At 58.2% G+C, this 18,177-nt stretch carries 17 protein-coding genes and 1 tRNA gene; 10 read left to right on the forward strand and 8 right to left on the reverse strand.

Annotated features, from left to right (window positions below):
• Positions 1-345 precede the first annotated feature (345 nt).
• Positions 346-2,838 (reverse strand): GcvT family protein, encoded by a 2,493-nt coding sequence (locus DI396_RS14625; RefSeq protein ID WP_110796976.1) that lies wholly within the window; start codon positions 2,836-2,838, stop codon positions 346-348.
• A 639-nt stretch (positions 2,839-3,477) separates the two neighbouring features.
• Between DI396_RS14625 and panC the strand changes: the two genes are divergently transcribed.
• Both panC and panB read left to right on the forward strand, forming a co-directional pair.
• Entirely contained in the window at positions 3,478-4,323 is an 846-nt protein-coding gene (gene panC, locus DI396_RS14630) for a pantoate--beta-alanine ligase (RefSeq protein WP_110796978.1), read from the forward strand.
• Complete coding sequence (gene panB / locus DI396_RS14635; protein WP_110796979.1) at positions 4,320-5,129, forward strand: 3-methyl-2-oxobutanoate hydroxymethyltransferase; 810 nt, start codon at positions 4,320-4,322, stop codon at positions 5,127-5,129. The genes panC and panB overlap by 4 nt, the downstream gene beginning before the upstream one ends.
• 6 nt (positions 5,130-5,135) lie before the next feature.
• On the opposite strand, the gene DI396_RS14640 is transcribed toward panB, so the two are convergent.
• On the reverse strand, positions 5,136-5,546 hold the full coding sequence (locus DI396_RS14640) for a GIY-YIG nuclease family protein (RefSeq protein ID WP_110796981.1): 411 nt from the start codon (positions 5,544-5,546) through the stop codon (positions 5,136-5,138).
• 218 nt (positions 5,547-5,764) lie between these two features.
• Positions 5,765-6,751: a 2-hydroxyacid dehydrogenase gene (locus DI396_RS14645; protein ID WP_110796982.1), complete on the reverse strand. Its 987-nt coding sequence runs from the start codon at positions 6,749-6,751 to the stop codon at positions 5,765-5,767.
• Between the two features lie 168 nt (positions 6,752-6,919).
• On the opposite strand from DI396_RS14645, the gene DI396_RS14650 reads away from it, so the two are divergent.
• The 6 genes from DI396_RS14650 to DI396_RS14675 all read left to right on the forward strand — a co-directional run bounded on the left by DI396_RS14650 (position 6,920) and on the right by DI396_RS14675 (position 11,920).
• Positions 6,920-7,411, forward strand: a complete 492-nt coding sequence (locus DI396_RS14650; protein WP_110796984.1) for an SH3 domain-containing protein — start codon at positions 6,920-6,922, stop codon at positions 7,409-7,411.
• Between the two features lie 121 nt (positions 7,412-7,532).
• Positions 7,533-8,906: a mechanosensitive ion channel family protein gene (locus DI396_RS14655; protein WP_235851895.1), complete on the forward strand. Its 1,374-nt coding sequence runs from the start codon at positions 7,533-7,535 to the stop codon at positions 8,904-8,906.
• 62 nt (positions 8,907-8,968) lie between these two features.
• A tRNA-Gln gene (locus tag DI396_RS14660) sits at positions 8,969-9,043 on the forward strand.
• A gap of 381 nt (positions 9,044-9,424) precedes the next feature.
• On the forward strand, positions 9,425-9,841 hold the full coding sequence (locus tag DI396_RS16960) for an integrase core domain-containing protein (RefSeq protein ID WP_407936317.1): 417 nt from the start codon (positions 9,425-9,427) through the stop codon (positions 9,839-9,841).
• Positions 9,777-10,412 carry a hypothetical protein gene (locus tag DI396_RS14670; protein ID WP_110796987.1) on the forward strand — a complete coding sequence of 212 codons (636 nt, stop codon included), beginning with the start codon at positions 9,777-9,779 and terminating at the stop codon, positions 10,410-10,412. Before DI396_RS16960 ends, DI396_RS14670 begins: the two co-directional genes overlap by 65 nt.
• Positions 10,413-11,227: 815 nt before the next feature.
• Entirely contained in the window at positions 11,228-11,920 is a 693-nt protein-coding gene (locus DI396_RS14675; protein WP_110796988.1) for a class I SAM-dependent methyltransferase, read from the forward strand.
• Positions 11,921-11,981: 61 nt separating this feature from the next.
• Here DI396_RS14675 and DI396_RS14680 read toward each other — a convergent pair whose 3' ends face one another.
• The gene (locus DI396_RS14680) at positions 11,982-12,728 is read right to left on the reverse strand and encodes a DUF1013 domain-containing protein (protein WP_110796989.1); all 747 of its coding nucleotides are present in this window, start codon (positions 12,726-12,728) and stop codon (positions 11,982-11,984) included.
• 184 nt (positions 12,729-12,912) lie between these two features.
• Between DI396_RS14680 and DI396_RS14685 the strand changes: the two genes are divergently transcribed.
• A complete protein-coding gene (locus DI396_RS14685) occupies positions 12,913-13,566 on the forward strand; it encodes a ribonuclease T2 family protein (RefSeq protein WP_110796991.1) in 654 nt (217 codons plus the stop codon).
• An 87-nt stretch (positions 13,567-13,653) separates the two neighbouring features.
• Here the strand turns inward: DI396_RS14685 and recR are convergent, their stop codons facing one another.
• The 4 genes from recR to DI396_RS14705 form a co-directional block, all read right to left on the reverse strand.
• Positions 13,654-14,247, reverse strand: a complete 594-nt coding sequence (gene recR / locus DI396_RS14690) for a recombination mediator RecR (RefSeq protein ID WP_110796993.1) — start codon at positions 14,245-14,247, stop codon at positions 13,654-13,656.
• A 112-nt stretch (positions 14,248-14,359) separates the two neighbouring features.
• On the reverse strand, positions 14,360-14,704 hold the full coding sequence (locus DI396_RS14695; protein ID WP_110796994.1) for a YbaB/EbfC family nucleoid-associated protein: 345 nt from the start codon (positions 14,702-14,704) through the stop codon (positions 14,360-14,362).
• 4 nt (positions 14,705-14,708) lie between these two features.
• Positions 14,709-15,152: a hypothetical protein gene (locus tag DI396_RS14700; RefSeq protein WP_162617240.1), complete on the reverse strand. Its 444-nt coding sequence runs from the start codon at positions 15,150-15,152 to the stop codon at positions 14,709-14,711.
• Positions 15,128-16,951 (reverse strand): DNA polymerase III subunit gamma/tau, encoded by a 1,824-nt coding sequence (locus DI396_RS14705; RefSeq protein WP_110796998.1) that lies wholly within the window; start codon positions 16,949-16,951, stop codon positions 15,128-15,130. The genes DI396_RS14700 and DI396_RS14705 overlap by 25 nt, the downstream gene beginning before the upstream one ends.
• 196 nt (positions 16,952-17,147) lie before the next feature.
• Between DI396_RS14705 and DI396_RS14710 the strand changes: the two genes are divergently transcribed.
• Positions 17,148-18,089, forward strand: coding sequence for a calcium-binding protein (locus DI396_RS14710; RefSeq protein ID WP_162617241.1), 942 nt, complete (start codon positions 17,148-17,150; stop codon positions 18,087-18,089).
• Positions 18,090-18,177: the final 88 nt, after the last annotated feature.

Below are 18,177 nucleotides of genomic sequence, written 5' to 3' on the forward strand. Positions count from 1 at the left end.
CACATCCCGCCGGTCGCTCACGCAGGCTGCCGGTGCTCTAAACCTTTGATATAGGCAGGCCAATCGGTTTGGATGTTCCCGCGATATCGTGACCGTGCTGCGGGCTTGGTGCCGGTTTCCCTCGCCCGTTTCACCCAAGGCATCATGGCGGCAATGGAGCAACAGATCGCAGGCGCTGCAGTTTGCGCCGTTGGGCGGGGTGCGGGATCTGCTTCGAGGGTGTGTGGCAGCGGGAACTCTGTCTCTATTGGTAAGGCCCCCACTGCAAGACGATGGCCAACAGAACCGCGCCGGCACGATCCGGAGACTATGACGCGGCACTGCGGGCGTGGCGGATTTTTGCGATCAGCCGTCCATGCGGATGCTCTGGTTTTTTGGATCATAGGGGCTGTCGCAAGTGACGGTCGCGGGCCAAAGCCGGTTCAGCATTTTAACTTCGACCTTGGTGCCATCAACGGCCAGCGCCGGCGGCAGATACCCCATGCCGATACTTTTGCCAAAGGCCACAGAATAGCCGCCAGAGGTCAACCGTCCGATTTTTTCACCGCTCAAATAAAGCGCCTCGCGCCCCCAGGGGTCGGTATCGGGTGGCCCGTCGATGAGCAACGTGCAGCATTTCGAACGGATGCCTTTATCAAGCATCGCCTGCTTGCCGTGAAACTCTTTGTCCAGATCTATGAAGCGCGACAGATCGGCTTCTTGCGGCGTGGCATCACGGCCAAGTTCTGCGCCAAATGCCCGGTAGGACTTTTCCTGCCGCAACCAGTTTTGCGCCCGCGCGCCGACCAGTTTGAGGTCATCCGCCTCGCCCGCCGCCATCAGCAAATCAAAAAGATAGTTTTGCATCTCGATCGGGTGGTGCAATTCCCAACCCAGTTCGCCGGTATAGGCGACGCGGATCGCGTCAACCGGGCACATGCCCAACTCGATCTTGCGCGATGACAGCCATGGGAATCGCGTATTGCTCAGCACGGTTTGCGGATCGGCATCCCGGATCACTGCGCCCAGAACGTCGCGCGTTTTCGGCCCCGCGATGGCGAAAACGCCATATTGCGTGGTCACATCGTGGATCTCGATATAGCCGAATGCGCCCGCCTTATCCTCGGCCGCCTTGCGCAAATGGTCGCTGTCATAAGCCGTCCACGCGCCCGCCGAGACGAGGTAATATTCATCAATGCCGCGCCGCACGATGGTGTATTCGGTGCGCGTGGTGCCCGCAGCGGTGAGCGCATAGGTCAAATTGATCCGTCCGACCTTGGGCAATTTGTTGCAGGTGAACCAATCCAGGAACGCCGTTGCACCGGGGCCTTTGACCACATGTTTGGTGAAGGCCGTCGCATCAATCAGGCCCACCCCCGTCCGGATCGCCTTGGCCTCATCAACGGCATACTGCCACCATCCGCCGCGCCGGAAACTGCGCGCCGCGTGATCGTCAAACCCGATGGGCGCATAGTAGTTCGGGCGTTCCCACCCGTTGACCTGACCGAATTGTGCGCCAAGGGCGGCTTGGCGATCATAGGCGGGTGAGGTGCGCAAAGGGCGCGCGGCGGGGCGTTCTTCATCGGGGTGGTGGAGGATGAAGACATGCTCATACGCTTCCTCATTCTTGGCAACCGCGTAATCGGTGGTCATCCACGCGCCAAAGCGTTTTGGGTCAAGCGAGGCCATGTCGATCTCGGCCTCGCCCTCCACCATCATCTGCGCGAGGTAAAAGCCCGTGCCGCCCGCTGCCGTGATACCGAATGAAAACCCCTCGGCCAGCCACATATTGCGCAATCCGGGGGCGGGGCCGACCAATGGGTTGCCATCCGGAGTGTAGCAAATAGGGCCGTTGAAATCATCCTTTAGGCCCACCTCTTCCGAGGTCGGAAGGCGATGGATCATCGACATATATTCTGCTTCGATCCGCTCCAGATCGAGCGGGAACAAATCGGCACGGAAATGATCCGGCACGCCATATTGGAACCGCGCGGGGGCGTTTCTTTCGTAGGGGCCAAGAAGCCAGCCGCCGCGTTCTTCGCGCACATACCATTTGGCATCGGCATCGCGCAAAACCGGATGCTCCGGCCCGCCGTTTTTGCGATATGCAACCAAAGCCGGATCGGGTTCGGTGACGATGAATTGATGCTCGACCGGAATGGCGGGGATCTTGAGACCCAAGAGTTGCGCCGTGCGCTGCGCATGGTTGCCGGTCGCGGTAACCACATGTTCGGCAGTGATGATCTGCTGCTCGCCTGAAGGCACCAAATTGCCGCCCTTTTCGACCATCTTGGTCAGGGTCACGCGCCATTCCGATCCGGTCCATTCATAACCGTCCACTTGCCATTTGCGCGCAATTACCACGCCGCGCTGCCGCGCGCCCTTGGCCATGGCCATGGTCACATCGGCGGGGTTGATATAGCCGTCGGTCGGGTGGAAAATCGCCCCCTCAAGATCGTCTGTGCGCAACAACGGCCACCGCTCGTTCATCTGTGCGGGCGTCATCCATTCATATGGCACCCCGCAGGTTTCTGCCGTGGTGGCGTAGAGCATATATTCATCCATGCGCGCCTTTGTCTGGGCCATACGCAGGTTGCCGACCACGGAAAATCCAGCGTTGAGGCCGGTTTCGGCCTCCAGCGTTTTGTAGAACTCGACCGAATATTGGTGAATATGGGTCGTGGCAAAGGACATGTTGAATAACGGCAACAACCCCGCTGCGTGCCATGTGCTGCCGGACGTCAGCTCGTCGCGTTCCAAAAGCATGACGTCAGCCCATCCCGCGCGCGCCAGATGATAGGCAACCGAGGTGCCGACAGCGCCTCCGCCAACAACCAAGGCTTTGACATGCGTTTTCATGGCGCTCACTCCTGCAAATCCGTTCCTCAAGATATGGCGGACCTGCGCGCAACGCGGCGCATTTCCTCCGACAGGGTAGCGTTCAAATGCGACGCGCCGACGGTTTTGGGATAGTGCGCCGCCGAATTCCGGCCTGTGTGAGGTGCATATTCACCGCGCGGCGGCTGATCGCTCCGGCGATGTTACGCGATCTGACACGCTCGCGTAACTTGAGACAATATGGCCCTATCTCATCGCAAGGCCCCTGTGACAGATTTCTGCGCGCTCGGGTCTGGCAAGCCAATACCGTCTTGCGGCGCCCACGACGTGCGCGGCGAGCTCTTCAGCGTGCAGAGCCGCCAATGATTTGCAGGGCCTGACCCAGACTCTGCGCCATACCCTTGTTTACGGCAATCCGGCGCGCTCAGCGGGGCATATGGTCTCCGATCGATCGGCTGATGGCTTGGCGCACCTGCGTGCAGGGGTCATTTTGCAATGTCGCGCCGGTTTTGTCTTCTTCGGTCCACCGCATATCTGCTGCCGTAAGGCGCCAAAAACGCGGCACCAACAATACCGTAGTTGCCGCAATTTAATTGGGCTGATAGAAGGGAGGATAAAGCGGGGTAAGAACGCCGCACCCCTAAGATCAAGGACAGGATTTTGGAGATTTTCCGTACAATCAACGGGCTGCGCGGATGCGTGCAGGCGTGGCGGCAAACCGGTGCAAAGGTGGGGTTCGTGCCGACCATGGGCTTTCTGCACGACGGGCATTTGTCTTTGGTGCGCCGCGCGCAATCCCATGCGGACCGCTGTGTTGTATCCATTTTCGTCAACCCGACGCAGTTCGGACAAGCTGCCGATCTGGATGCCTATCCCCGCAACGAAGCGCGCGATCTCGACATGTTGGAAGCACAAGGCGTCGATGCTGTTTTCATTCCCGAAGTCAACGAAATCTATGCTCCCGGCGACGAAACCATTGTCGAAACCACGCGGTTGGCGAATATCCTGCACGGGCAAGTGCGCCCCGGTCATTATCGCGGTGTCGCCTCGGTGGTCACACGTTTGTTCAATATTGTGCAGCCTGATGTCGCCGTCTTCGGAGAAAAAGACTATCAGCAATTGCAGGTGATCCGCCGTATGGTGCGCGATTTACATATGCCGATTGAAATCATCGGCGGGCCTACGGTCCGCGAGGCGGACGGCTTGGCGATGTCCTCGCGCAATGTGCGTTTGACCGATGCGGACCGCGCCGCAGCCGTGGTATTGAGCCGCGCGTTAGACGCTGCAGAAGCCGTCGCCACCACGGGCGGCACGGTTGAAAGCATTCGCGCCGTGATCCAAGACACGATCGATGCAGAGCCGCGCGCCACACTGACCGGCCTCGATACGGTCCACCACAGCGATCTGACCGAAATGTCCGGATCGCTCGGCGCGCCGCTGGCGGTGATGATATCTGCGCAATTTTCCGACATTCTCTTGATTGACCAAAGGGTGATACAGCCATGAGCATACAAACCACAATCCGTCGCACCACCGTGCCGCAAATCGCAAATCGCAAGGGCGGCGAGCCGATTGTCTCGTTGACCTCCTATCACGCTCATACAGCAACGATTGTTGATGGCTACGCCGATTTCATCCTTGTTGGGGACAGCCTTGGCATGGTCATGCACGGTATGGACAGCACTGTTGGCGTCTCGCTGGATTTGATGATCACCCATGGTCAGGCCGTGGTGCGCGGCACGCAAAAGGCGCTCATTGTTGTCGACATGCCCTTCGGCACCTATGAAGAAAGCCCGCAACTGGCCTTTCGCAATGCGGCGAAAATCATGAAAGAAACCGGTTGTGGCGCGGTGAAACTGGAAGGCGGCGCGCGCATGGGGGAGACGATTCGCTTTTTGACCGAACGCGGCATTCCGGTGATGGCGCATATTGGGCTGACCCCGCAATCAAGCCATGTAATGGGCGGGTTCAAGACCCAAGGTCGCGATGAAGACAGCTGGCCTTTGCATGAAGAAGACGCGCGGGTTGTCACCGAAGCCGGGGCATTCGCCGTGGTGCTGGAGGGAATGGTCGAACCATTGGCCGCGAAGATCACCAAGCAAGTAGCCATTCCTACCATCGGGATCGGGGCCTCTGCCGACTGTGACGGACAGATTTTGGTGCTTGAAGATATGCTCGGGTTGAACAAATGGACGCCGAAGTTTGTGAAAACATACGGCGACCTTGGCCCCGCAATCGAGCGGGCCGTGGCAGAGTATGCCGCAGAGGTCAAATCCCGCGCCTTCCCAAGCGAGGATCAAATCTATCGCTGAGCGCGATTATGCAGCTTTGGCGCGGTTCCAATCGGGCACATAGGCGGCGCGCAAATTGTTGCGCAATTCCCATGCGTTCTGAGCGAAATCGCGCACATCGCGGAAACTGTGGACATAGACTTCGACCTCGCGCCCTTCACCGAGAACCGAAATGATCTCCTGATGCACGCGGGCTTTGATCTTTCCAGATTGAGAGAGCTGGTCACTATGGGTTGCTCTGAAATCGTCCAGCCGCTCGGTCAGTGCCCGCCCTGTTAATCCGACATAGACAGGCATGTTGTCGACAACCATGGCAAAAACTGCGGGGCGGTCCGGCACCAGACCCTCGAAACGCAACGATCCATTTGCATCCAAGCACCATACGCCAACGTAGGCCAATGTATCGCGCCAAAACGGCGCCGTGTTGTTCACCATCATCTTTCCTCCTACCAAAAACAAAGGGCTTGCTTGCCGCACGCAACGCGCACCCTCACAAACACCATGAGATATCAAAGAAGGAAGAGAGCTAATACTTTGCCAAAGGCGGGTGAAACACCAGCGGAGCCTCGCCGATTGCCTTTGTTTTAGGCGAAGACGCGCGATGCTGCGCAAATGCGCGCCCCTCTTTGCGGGCGGCGCGCGCCATTTGTAAGCGGTTACAGCATCGCGGGCACGACCTGATCCGGTGGACGATGACCGTCGGCGTATGTCTTGATGTTCAACAACACCTTCTCACCCATTTCGATCCGCCCCTCAACGGTCGCCGATCCCATATGCGGCAGCAAAAGCACATTGGGCAATTCACGCAGCGCCGGGGCGATTTCCCACCCGTGTTCATAGACGTCCAACCCCGCACCGGCCAATTCACCGGCGCGCAGCATCCGTACCATCGCGTTTTCGTCGATCACTTCGCCGCGTGACGTGTTCACGATCATCGCATCCGGTTTCATCAACTTCAGCCGCCGGGCGTTCAACAAATGATAGGTCGATGGCGTGTGTGGGCAGTTGATTGACAAGATGTCCATCCGTGCCACCATCTGATCGAGGCTTTCCCAAAAAGTTGCCTCAAGCCGATCTTCAACCTCGGGGCGCAGACGTTTGCGATTGTGGTAATGCACCTGCATGCCAAACGCTGTAGCGCGGCGAGCCACGGCTTGCCCGACATGACCCATGCCCAAAATGCCCAAACGGCGCCCGCTCACGCGACGACCCAGCAGAGCCGTCGGTGACCATCCGGTCCATTCGCCCGAGGTCATATGGCTCAGGCCTTCGGGAATGCGCCGCGTCGAGCCGAGAATCAGCGCCATGGTCATATCGGCGGTGTCTTCGGCGGAAACGCCGGGCGTATTAGAGACAAGAATGCCGCGTTGTCGGGCGGTTTGCACGTCGATGTGATCCACGCCGGCACCATAATTGGCAATCAGGCGCAATTGCGGTCCTGCCTGCGCGATCAAGGCCGCATCAATGGTATCGGTCAATGTGGGAACAAGCACATCGGCTGTGCGCATGGCATCCGCCAACTCTTCGCGGCTCATCGGCGTATCGTCTTCGCGCAATGCCACGTTGAACAATTCGCTCATACGCGTTTCAACAGCATCAGGCAGGCGTCGCGTAACAACAACACTCAAACGGGGTGATGGCATAGGGGCCTCCTCATCCTTCCAAAGCCGACGGTTCTGTGGCATCAAAGCCCATAGACAGCCGAGGCACAAGAACCCCGCGCAAAAACAAATAAGTTTCGAGCCATCAGAACCCAGCAAGCAGACCCTATGACACAGCAAATGAGACGGATTTTCCTGTGCGCCGCCGCGATGAGGATCGCGGTGATGATCGTCGCCGTGATCTTTGTGACCGCAAAACCTGCATTGGCACAAGAGCGCGGCAGCGTGACCAACCTGCCATTGCCGCGGTTCGTTTCAATGAAAGCCACCGAGGGCAACGTGCGGCGCGGCCCGTCTTTGACCCACCGTGTCGATTGGGTGTTCAAACGCCGCGAGATGCCGCTTGAGATCACCGCAGAGCACGGCCATTGGCGGCGCGTGCGTGATCGCGACGGCGCGGGTGGCTGGGTGCATTATTCGCTTTTGTCCGGTGTGCGCACCGTGATCGTCGAAAAAGACATGCTGCCGCTGCTGAAGAAACCACAAGATGGGACCCCCATTACCGCACGGTTGGAGCTGGGCGTGATTGCACGGTTGAACGATTGCACCCCCGATTGGTGTTATCTCAATGCCGGTGGCTATAAAGGTTGGGCGCCGAAATCGGCACTTTGGGGCGTTGCTCCCGACGAGATCCGCGAATAGCTTGCCCGCAGGGGAAATGGCGCTAGCGTGGAACAAAGTCCCATCTTGGAATCCATGCCCCATGCCCGACCTTCTGTTGATGTCCCTTCTCCGCCCGCTCTCGCGACGTCTGCGCGCCCCTATGCGGAAGCCTGCGGGGTTCCGGCCGCGCTTGGCCGCGCTGTCCTTGTCGATGCTCTTGGCGCTAAGCCTGTGGGGCGTGGCGGCGGTGCCCGTGTCTGCGCAAATCGCCACCGAGCAACCCAGCGGCACCATCACCGTCAGCGACAACGCCGCGCAAGACGCGGCCATCGCGCGCCGTATCCGTGACATTTTGGGAGAACTGGACGGCTATGACGACATTTCGGTCACCGTGACGTCAGGCATTGTCACCCTGCGCGGCATCACGCCGGATGCGGCCACGACCACACGGCTGGACGAGCTGGTGTCCCGTGTCGAAGGCGTTGTGGCGATTGAAAACGAGGTCGCAGAAACCACCGATGTCGCCGAACGGTTGTCGCCGTTGGTTGACCGGTTGCGCGAACGTATCGCAACTGTCGTGAGCTATCTGCCGCTGCTGGCGATTGCGATTGCGGCATTTTGCGCTGTGGTCATGCTCGGATTCGCAATCGCCCGGCGGCAGCAACCCTGGACGCGCATGGCGCCGAACGCTTTTATTGCAGATATCTACCGGCAGATTTTGCGGCTGGTGACCGTGATCACTGCGCTGGTGGTGGCGCTTGATATCTTGGGCGCCACAGCGCTGCTTTCGACCATCCTCGGGGCGGCAGGGATCGCGGGATTGGCCATTGGTTTTGCGGTCAAGGATACGGTGGAAAATTTCATCGCCTCGGTGTTGCTATCGATCCGCCAGCCCTTCAAACCCAATGACACGATCGAGATCGACGGCGACACTGGCAATGTGATCCGCATGACCGCACGTGCTACCATTCTGCTCAGCTTTGACGGCAACCATATCCGCATTCCCAATTCCACGGTGTTTAAATCACGGATCATCAATTACACCCGCAATGACGAGCGGCGGCTTACCTTTGACATCGGCGTCGCACCGGATGCGGATCTGGCCTCGGCGCAGCAGGTGGCGTTGGTGGCGCTGCAAGAACTGCCCTTTGTCTTGGCCGAGCCTGCGCCGAACGCATGGCTGTCGGGCATCGGTGACAGCACCGTGACCTTGAGCTTGGCGGCGTGGATCAAGCAAAGTGAAACCTCGCTGGTCATGGCACAAAGCGAGGCGATTCGGCATAGCCTCACGGCTTTAACAGAGGCCGGTATCGACATGCCTGAACCGACTTACCGTTTGCGCGGCATGACCGCCGCTGCCCCCGCCGCCTCAAGCGAGCCGGCTACCACCGCCCCACCGGCACGCGCAAAACCGATTCCCGGGCATGGGACCGGCGCGGAGGCAGAAGCCTCGTTAAAATCAATGGTCAACGAGGAACGGGAGGCTCTGGCAGACGCAGATTTGCTAAACCGCGAAGGTGCAAACCAAGAATAGCAATTTTTTTCCATCATAGGACTTGATCAGCGCCCGCGTTCGGCGTAATCAGCGGCCTCAGTTGGGATGTAGCCAAGTGGTAAGGCAACTGTTTTTGGTACAGTGTACCGTAGGTTCGAATCCTACCATCCCAGCCAATTTTCTGAATTTGTGATGTTCGGTCAAAATTGGAACCTAACCGGTCCAACTTGGAACCTTGACCTGGCAAGACTGGGGTTTTGGGCCAGAATAGATATTTCCTCTTTTGATTATAAAGTTTCTGTCGCATTGATGTGAAATCCGAAAATTTACTCGGTAATCCCCCCATTTTTTAATGGGGTTCAGCCGTAGAATTCATGCGGCTGTTTTCAGTTTCATGGCGGTTGTCGAGCACGTTGGATGCCAGCTTCTGTGTCGAAGCTTTGAACGAGGCTATTACCAAATACGGCAAGCCTGAGAGCATGAACAGTGATCAGGGCTCCCGGTTCACCGGGGCGGTCTGGATCCCCACCCTGACCGATGCCAAAATCAAAATCTCGATGGATGGGCGCGGCCGATACTTGGACAACATCTTCATCGAACGGCTCTGGCGATCCCTCAAGCAGGAGGCGGTTTCTTTGCATAAATTGCAGGATGGGTTCCAAGCCGAACGCACCATCAACAACTGGATCGTTTTCTACAATGCTGATCGACCGCACACGGCGCTTGATAAACGAACGCCCGACGACGCATACTTTGATGCGATACAGGTGAACCAAGCGGCATGCAACCTAGCCCGGCTACATCTTAGCTCAACCGCAAACCTGTCTAGAAAAGCCGGACCACTTCATAATATGACACATAGTAGTCCGAATAGTAGAGATAAGAGAATTTTGCGGAGGTACGTTGCGGATGAAAGCGAAAACAGATTGGAAAGGTGTGCGTTGGGAATCCGTAAAGGGTATTGCAAACAATGACTTCACGCGGGTCATTGGGTTGATACCTATTGCCGGTTACCTGATCCTGTTCAACGATGAAATCGCTGGGATGCTTTCTTTCGATGCATTGGCAGGCGTCGGTGAAGGTGAGAGATCGCCTTTCCTCTTGGACGGCCTGACCAAGCTTCGATTGGTGTTCTTCGGAAGCCTATCCGTGCTCTCCTCGTTTCTGACCTACAGATTGTTCCGTCCAGAAGTGTTGGAGGTCGCCAAAAACGACCTAGACTTTTCTGAATTAGTAAGACAGCGATACAGCGTCTACGAGCTCGCCCAAATAGAAAAGCACGTTTACTCTAACTCGTGGGCAGAACGAACCGAGTCCTTTTGGAAATTCTGGGGTACACAGCGCTCCAAGAAGCCTGTGGTTTCAGGTTTTAGGCCAGACGTCAGAGCCCAGATGTTCTCGAGGCATGGCGACTACATAGGCTTTCTCGCGAGAGAGTGGTGGGACGGTATGATGCACACCTATAAGCCCGCACGAATATGCTCCCTAGTGTTTGGAGTTGGGGGATATGTCATGTTGGCAGTTCCCAGCTTGGACGTCGCTTAGGCGGTTCTTCGGCAGCTACTTATTGGCTAGTGTGCGCTCGCGGAGAAGGTCCGGTCCGACGGGCCGCACTGCGGCGTGGCCGGAGCATAGATAATGTCAAGAACAGGCCGATCTTACCACATCTCGAACCTTAACTGAGCCGCATCGTATCGGTTGCCAACTGCGTATAGACTTTGGTCAGCGACATAAAATCTGAGATGTATTCTGAGTACAAAATAGCGGGTTCCGGTCTTGCGCGGAATAGGTTTCAATTCATTTAGGACATCCAGAATAAATCTGTCCCATATCAAATACTTAATTTTTCCCCAGTTTCCAATCGTCACCGGACGCCACAAATTTGTAATGTTCGGTCGAAAATGGTACCTCGCTGGGCCAACGTGACACCTTGACCGGGCAAGAGTGGGGTCTGGGGCCAGAAAAGCTATTTCGTCCTTCGATTCTTTGAAATTCCGCCGCGCTGACGTAGAATTCGCAAATTTACCCGTTCCGAACCCGAGCGCCACGCGTTCGACGTAAATTACGCAGCCTGACGAACATCATCACCCACATCCGTGGCCCTGAAGCCTTTCAGGGAGCCAATTGAGCCTGCGGAGACGTTCTCACGACACCTCATAGGTTGATCTGATTAAGATGAGCAACAAACTCTCTCTTAGCAAATCGACCTATTTGGCCCCATAGGCGCTGACGTCAGGCAGTCGAAGAACATGTCTTTTCGGCTTGGCACCGAGCTGTAATCTCGCGGTTGACGCGGGTTTGGAAACGGTGCTCGAATAGAGGGGAAAATTTGCGCTAATCCGGCGCGACAGGAGGCTATCATGCAAGCGCCAAGCGGAATTACATCGAATATGCAGCTGATCGAGGCTTGCTTTGCCCCGCTGGCGGGGCGGGCGCTTCTTGATGTTGGCTGCGGCGGCGGCAACTTGTTGGGCGCGTTGGCCAAACGCGGGGCGGTTCCTGTCGGTGTGGACCCCTTACCCAGCGCCGTCGCAGCGGCGCAGGCGCGGTATCCCGCGCTTGATATTCAGGAGGCCGCTGCCGAATCTCTTCCCTTTCCTGAGGGGCAATTCGAGGGCGCAATCATTCTCAACAGCCTGCATCATTTCACGCAAGACAGCGTGGCTTTGGCGCTGACCGAATGTTTGCGTGTTCTGGTCAAGGGGGCGGGGCTTTTGGTGATCGAACCGGCGGCGCGCGGCGGGTATTTCGAGGTCGCGCGCCCGGTCGAGGACGAAACCGTTGTGCGCGCTGCTGCGTTGCAGGTGCTCGATGCCGAGATTGCCGCAGGGCGTATCGGTTGTGCTTTCCGGTTGGAGTATGACACGGCGGTGCCGGTCACGGACGCAGATTCAGTTTTAAAATCGCTGGTGCAGGTCGATCCGGCCCGCTCCGAGCGCGCTGCATCCTGCGCCGCCGAGGTTCAGGCCCTGTTCAACCAGCATGTGCAAACCGGTCCAAGGGGACGGTTTCTGGATCAACCGATGATTGCCTATTTTCTACAAGCTGTATGATTTTAAACGAGAAAGCCCGCGCATCTGCACGGGCTTTCGGATCTTATCGTGACGGCACCGTTTAGGCGTCATCGTCATCCTTGCCATCATCATCGGGCAGGTTGAAGAAGCTGTCGGCATCGAAAACCTTCTCTTCTTCTTTTTCTTCGCGGTCATCTGACAGGGTGAATGTTTCGAGGCCTTCGATGGCGCTGGGGATTTTCGGTTCCGGATCCATTGACAGGCTTTGTTCCGTCGACAGCAATTTACGGCGCTCATCGTCGGTCATGGAGGCGCCATCAGCAGCCTTTTTCGCGGCGGCTTTTTGCACAGCTGCATCCAATTCCGATTGTTTGCACAGGCCAAGCGCCACCGGATCAATCGGTTGGATGTTGGCGATGTTCCAGTGCGTGCGCTCGCGGATCGCCTGAATGGTCGGTTTGGTGGTACCAACCAATTTTGACACCTGCGCATCGCTGAGCTCGGGGTGGAATTTTACCAGCCAATAGATCGACGCCGGGCGGTCCTGACGTTTGGACAAGGGGGTATAACGCGGGCCGCGACGCTTTTCCTCGCCGACGGCGGCGGAGTTGAATTTCAATTTCAACTTATGCAGCGGGTTTTTTTCCGCAGCGTCGATTTCCTCTTGGGTCAACTGGTTGTTGGCAATCGGATCAAACCCTTTCACACCTGCGGCGACGTCGCCATCCGCGATGCCTTGGATTTCCAATTCGTGCATGCCGGTGAAATCCGCGATCTGTTTAAAGGTGATGGTGGTGTTGTCCACAAGCCAAACAGCTGTGGCTTTTGCCATAATCGGTTGTGCCATGTCGGCCTCCTTACTTGTATGTATGCCGGAACGTGCGCCACCGGCGGGCGGGCCTACGCCGGAAACCTGTCGGGCAAATCTTTCCCGTCGCCTGAAAGAGGCGGCCCTGCGCGCAGGGTCTGGTTTCCATTGTGGGGGAACTTACCGGCGATATACTACGCAAAAACCTATAAGGGAAGAGTGAATGCGCATCGCGGTTTTGACACTGTTTGCCGGCTTGGCCGGATTTTGCCTTTGGGCCGCGCCATCGCGGGCCGATGGCGAACCCAGCGGCGTGTTTGATTATTATGTTCTGTCATTGAGTTGGTCGCCGACATGGTGCGCCTTGGAAGGCGATGCACGTGGATCGCCGCAATGTGATGCGGCGGCGGATTTCGGATGGGTGCTGCATGGGCTTTGGCCGCAATATCATCGCGGTTGGCCCGCCTTTTGTCCGACAACCGCTCGTCACCCCAGCCGCAGCATGACCGCCGACATGGCCGATATCATGGGGACATCGGGCCTTGCGTGGTACCAATGGAAGAAACACGGGGTTTGCTCGGGGCTATCAGCGCCGGACTACTACGCGCTGGCGCGCAAGGCCTATGACGGGATCACCCGCCCGCCGGTGTTTCGAAACCTCACGAAACCGGTGACGTTGCCCGCCAAATTGATCGAGGAAGCCTTCCTTCAATCAAACCCCGCGCTAGAGCCGAATATGATCACCGTGACATGCAAACAGGGCCGCATTCAAGAGGCGCGGATTTGCCTGTCAAAAACGCTCGATCCGGTGCCCTGCGGGCAAGATACCCTGCGTGATTGCACTCTGAAAAATGCCCTCTTCGATCCAATTGAATAAATTCCGCGTGCCTTTCTGCTTTCTGGAAGATATCCCCGCCGGAGGCATCCATCACCACCCACGAGGCAAAAGCGGTGGCAGGGGCGGTCAGACCTCGCGCCGTGCATTCAACGCGGCGGTGATCGTGCCGTCGTCGAGGTAATCCAATTCGCCGCCGATTGGCACGCCTTGGGCCAAGGATGTGATCCGGCAACGGCCGTCCAATTGATCCGCAATGTAATGTGCGGTGGTCAAGCCATCGACCGTGGCGTTGAGCGCGAGGATCACCTCGGTGACCTCCTCGCTTTCAACCCGCTCTGACAATTTGGGGATGCGCAGGGTTTCAGGCCCGATGGCGTCCAGCGCCGATAACGTCCCCCCCAACACATGATAACGCCCCTTGAACACGCCCGAGCGTTCCATTGCCCATAGATCTCCGACGTCCTCGACAACGCATATTTGCCCCGTGGCGCGTTCATTCGACAGGCAGATATCGCAAACGGGTTGCGTGCCGATATTGCCGCAATTGCGGCACTCACAAGCGGTGGCAGCGACGGAGGTCATGAGGTCCGCCAAAGGTTCCATTTGCAGCGCGCGTTTGCGGATCAATTGCAGCACGGCGCGCCGCGCCGAGCGCGGGCCAAGCCCGGGAAGCTTGGCCATCATCTCGATCAGGGCATCAATGTCGCGGGTGCTGCTCAATGGTGGGAACCTAGCGGGAAGATGCGGGGGGCAGGAGCCTCCGGCGGGGATATTTTCGGGAAAGCAGAACAGGGCGGGCGTTTTTTCCCGCCCCGTTCGGATGGGTGCCGTATTAGAACGGCAGCTTCATGTCAGCAGGCAGCCCCATGCCTTCGGTGATCTTGCTCATCTCCGATTGGGCGCGCTCATTGGCTTTTTGCTGGGCGTCCTTGATCGCGGCGAGGATCAGGTCTTCGACGACCTCTTTGTCATCGCCGGAAAAGATCGACGGGTCGATGTCGAGCGTTTTCAATTCGCCCTTGGCGGTGGCGGTGGCTTTGACAAGGCCCGCGCCGGATTCTCCGGTGACGGTGATGGCATGCATGTCCTCTTGCAGCGAGGCCATTTTTTCCTGCATCTCTTTGGCAGCCTTCATCATTTTGGCCATGTCACCCATGGCGCCCAAACCTTTGAGCATGTTTTTATAACTCCTTCTCGCGGCGCGCGGGCCGCAGTGATTGTATGATTGCTATGATCGATATGGCGGCAAGGATAATGATAGGCAAGGTCGGGTCGGCGACACAGCCTTCCGAGCGGGCCATTTGGTAAAAGCCGGTCGGGTCAAGTTTCGCGCCTGCCCATGTCAGCAGCGCCAAGAGGCCCGCGACGAGGGCTGTCGGGGTCCAAAGGCTGGGTCGTTTGAAATAGAGCGCGGCGGTAACCAGCGCGATGAGCACGAGGCCGGGCGCGGTGGTGAACACGTGGAATGTCTCACTCAGCCCGCTGGCGGGTCCGTCTGCGGGCGACCAGTTGGGCCGCTCTTTGTCGCAGACCTCGGCCAAAGCCGGACCCGCGCCGAGCACGAGCAGGGCGGTGGCAACCACGGCGACGGGCGCGGGCGTCAGTCTGCTTCGAAAGGGTCCCATTCATCCTCGACTTCTGGCAGGGCTTCGGCTTGCGCCGTGGCGGCGATGTCTGCGGGGGTGCGGACATCGGTGATGCGCGCTTTGGGGAAGGCCAAGAGCACGGCTTGCACCAAGGGGTGCGCGGCGGCTTCGGCTTTGATGGCGTTTTCTTTGGCATCGCGGCGTTCGGCGATGGTTTCGCCGCCGCCCTCATTGACGAGGATCACCGCCCAGCGATTGCCGGTCCAGCGTTGCAGGCATTGGCCAAGGCGTTGCGATAGATCGGCAGGGGCGCGATCGGTTGGGACAAATTCGATTTGTCCGGGCCGGTAAGAGGCAAGGCGCAGGGTGGTTTCCACCTCGATCAGCAGTTTGGCATCACGGTTGGCGCGGATCAGGTCGATCACGTGATCGAAAGTCGGGTAGCGCGCCAGCGCGGCATTCGGTTCACCGGCGAGCATCGCGGTTGGCGCACCGGCGCCTGCACCGCTGGACGACATGGCCGGTGTATGGGAAGGCCTGCCGATGGGATGGGCCGGTCCAGAGGCATATCCGCCGGTTTGCGCGGGCGCATTGTTATGTGTGCCTGCCCCGCCGCCAGAGCTGCCACCAGAGCCGCCTTGCGGGGCGGGGCCATCGGGGCGCGGTGTGTTTTGCAATTTGCGCACAAGGTCTTCGGGTGACGGCAATTCCGCCACATGGGTCAGCCGGATCACCGCCATTTCGGCGGCCATCATTGCATTGGGCGCGGCGGCAACCTCGTCGAGTGCCTTGAGCAGCATTTGCCACATCCGCGTCATCGCGCGCATGCCGAGCCGCTCGGCCAAATCGGTGCCGCGGGCGCGTTCGTCGGGCGATACGGTCGGGTCATTGGCGGCATCAGGGGTAATTTTCACCACAGAAATCCAATGGGTGATTTCCGCCAGATCGCGCAGCACGGCCATCGGGTCGGCCCCATCGGCATATTGGCTGCCCAATTCCGTCAAAGCCGCCGCCGCATCGCCGCGCATGATCATTTCAAACAGATCCATAACGCGGCCGCGATCGGCAAGGCCCAGCATGGCGCGCACTTGATCGGCGGTGGTTTCGCCCGCGCCGTGGCTGATGGCTTGGTCCAGGAGCGAGGTCGCATCGCGGGCCGAGCCTTCGGCGGCGCGGGTGATGAGGGCCAGCGCCTCGTCGGTGATCTCGCCGCCTTCGCTATCGGCGATTTTGCGCAGCAATCCGATTTGGTCTTCGGGTTCAATGCGGCGCAAATCAAACCGTTGGCAGCGCGACAGCACCGTCACCGGCACCTTGCGGATTTCGGTTGTGGCGAAGATAAATTTGACGTGTTCGGGCGGCTCTTCGAGCGTCTTCAAAAGCGCGTTGAAGGCGTTGTTCGAGAGCATGTGAACTTCATCGATGATGTAGATTTTGTAGCGGGCCGAGGCGGCGCGGTAGTGCACGCTATCAATGATTTCGCGAATGTCGCCCACGCCGGTGCGCGATGCGGCGTCCATTTCCATCACATCGACATGACGACCTTCCATGATGGCGGTGCAATGCTCGCATTGTCCGCAAGGTTCGGTGGTCGGGCCGCTGGTGCCATCCACGCCGATACAATTCATGCCCTTGGCTATGATCCGTGCGGTGGTGGTTTTGCCGGTGCCGCGAATGCCGGTCATGATAAACGCCTGCGCGATCCGGTCGGCGGCAAAGGCGTTTTTCAGCGTGCGCACCATCGCATCCTGCCCGACGAGATCGGCAAAGGTCTCGGGGCGGTATTTGCGCGCAAGGACCTTATAGGCGGTCTGCTCTGTGTCGCCGTGCTGGCTCATGAAGGCTCCTAGATTCTTATCCGGGAAAGGATAAATGCGCGCGCGGCGAAGGTCCACCGTTGACTGTGCTTCGTGCCATTATGGGCGGCAGATGTGCGATTGTTCGAAAACGGGGAACAGTGATTTCTATTCCGGCACGTTTACGGAACTTTCAAACGAGGTTAGGCAGGGGTGAGTTTAATAAAGAGTGATGAAAATGTTACCGATTTTGATGTTACTGGGGCTTGGCCTGACGATGTCGTTGTTGATGCCTGATGATGACGCATCCGGGGCCAAGGAGTCGGAGGAGCCTGATGAATATTCTGACGGCGATGACGCAATCATTTCCGAGGATTTTCGTGACGGATTCGAAGCCTATGGGCTTGATCTGGTTGGCGAAGGTGAAATCACCAGAGATGAATATGACGAGGTAATTGCGGCAACGCATTTTGTCACAGGTCCAATGAACATTGATGCGGGCGGCGGCGAGGATTCGATCCTCGGCTCGGATGGCGACGACACTTTGGATGCGGGCGCGGGCGATGATATCGTCGATGGCGGTGCTGGCGATGATGAAATCGTGCTGGGCGACGGGTCGGATGTGTCGGGCGTTGATTGGCGGGTTATGAATTACCCCGATGATTATGTTTCCTTCCCGAACGATTTCGCGCCTTTTGGCACCGAGGCCGAATACGAAGGTGGAAATGACACGATCAGCGGCGGCAGCGGCGATGATTTCGTGGCGGATGGCTATGGCGGGAATGTCCTCAAGGGGCGCAATGGTGCGGATTTGTTGGTCGCAGTGGACCAAGACGGGGTGACCCCTGATGAGATTTATGCAGGACGCGGCAGCGACGAAATTTATGTGGATGAAGGCGATCTCGTCACCACATCGACGGGGCAAGATGTGGTTCATGTCGAAATTCATGGTGCGGTCGAAGCAGGATATGACGTGGTGACCATCACCGATTTTGATCCGGCCAATGATACGTTGGAAATCTATGAGCGGGTCGAGGATTATGTGACGGATCCGATCACCGACCCCGTCACCGTGGCCGATCTTGAGGATGGCAGCGGCGCGATGGTGTCAATCGGTGGTGTGCCGGTGGTTATGGTCGTCGGCGGGCAAGGCCTGACGGTGGATAATATTCTGCTTTAGGGCGCGCTTGCGGCTCTGTTCATCTATGCTCTCATCACGGTAAGGTCGGCCAAAGCGCCGCGTATAGCGGCGCGGCTCACACCGGAGG

Origin of the sequence: Litorivita pollutaquae (assembly GCF_003205515.1) — a bacterium.
GTDB classification, from domain to species: Bacteria; Pseudomonadota; Alphaproteobacteria; order Rhodobacterales; family Rhodobacteraceae; genus Litorivita; species Litorivita pollutaquae.

What these genes read in the sequence shown, in the direction of transcription:
- DI396_RS14625 (WP_110796976.1), bottom strand. Translation starts at nt 2,838, where the DNA reads ATGAAAACGCATGTCAAAGCCTTGGTTGTTGGCGGAGGCGCTGTCGGC.
- panB (WP_110796979.1), top strand. Translation starts at nt 4,320, where the DNA reads ATGAGCATACAAACCACAATCCGTCGCACCACCGTGCCGCAAATCGCA.
- DI396_RS14640 (WP_110796981.1), bottom strand. Translation starts at nt 5,546, where the DNA reads ATGATGGTGAACAACACGGCGCCGTTTTGGCGCGATACATTGGCCTAC.
- DI396_RS14645 (WP_110796982.1), bottom strand. Translation starts at nt 6,751, where the DNA reads ATGCCATCACCCCGTTTGAGTGTTGTTGTTACGCGACGCCTGCCTGAT.
- DI396_RS14650 (WP_110796984.1), top strand. Translation starts at nt 6,920, where the DNA reads ATGAGGATCGCGGTGATGATCGTCGCCGTGATCTTTGTGACCGCAAAA.
- DI396_RS14655 (WP_235851895.1), top strand. Translation starts at nt 7,533, where the DNA reads ATGCGGAAGCCTGCGGGGTTCCGGCCGCGCTTGGCCGCGCTGTCCTTG.
- DI396_RS16960 (WP_407936317.1), top strand. Translation starts at nt 9,425, where the DNA reads ATGGATGGGCGCGGCCGATACTTGGACAACATCTTCATCGAACGGCTC.
- DI396_RS14670 (WP_110796987.1), top strand. Translation starts at nt 9,777, where the DNA reads ATGAAAGCGAAAACAGATTGGAAAGGTGTGCGTTGGGAATCCGTAAAG.
- DI396_RS14675 (WP_110796988.1), top strand. Translation starts at nt 11,228, where the DNA reads ATGCAAGCGCCAAGCGGAATTACATCGAATATGCAGCTGATCGAGGCT.
- DI396_RS14680 (WP_110796989.1), bottom strand. Translation starts at nt 12,728, where the DNA reads ATGGCACAACCGATTATGGCAAAAGCCACAGCTGTTTGGCTTGTGGAC.
- DI396_RS14685 (WP_110796991.1), top strand. Translation starts at nt 12,913, where the DNA reads ATGCGCATCGCGGTTTTGACACTGTTTGCCGGCTTGGCCGGATTTTGC.
- DI396_RS14695 (WP_110796994.1), bottom strand. Translation starts at nt 14,704, where the DNA reads ATGCTCAAAGGTTTGGGCGCCATGGGTGACATGGCCAAAATGATGAAG.
- DI396_RS14700 (WP_162617240.1), bottom strand. Translation starts at nt 15,152, where the DNA reads ATGGGACCCTTTCGAAGCAGACTGACGCCCGCGCCCGTCGCCGTGGTT.
- DI396_RS14705 (WP_110796998.1), bottom strand. Translation starts at nt 16,951, where the DNA reads ATGAGCCAGCACGGCGACACAGAGCAGACCGCCTATAAGGTCCTTGCG.
- DI396_RS14710 (WP_162617241.1), top strand. Translation starts at nt 17,148, where the DNA reads ATGTTACCGATTTTGATGTTACTGGGGCTTGGCCTGACGATGTCGTTG.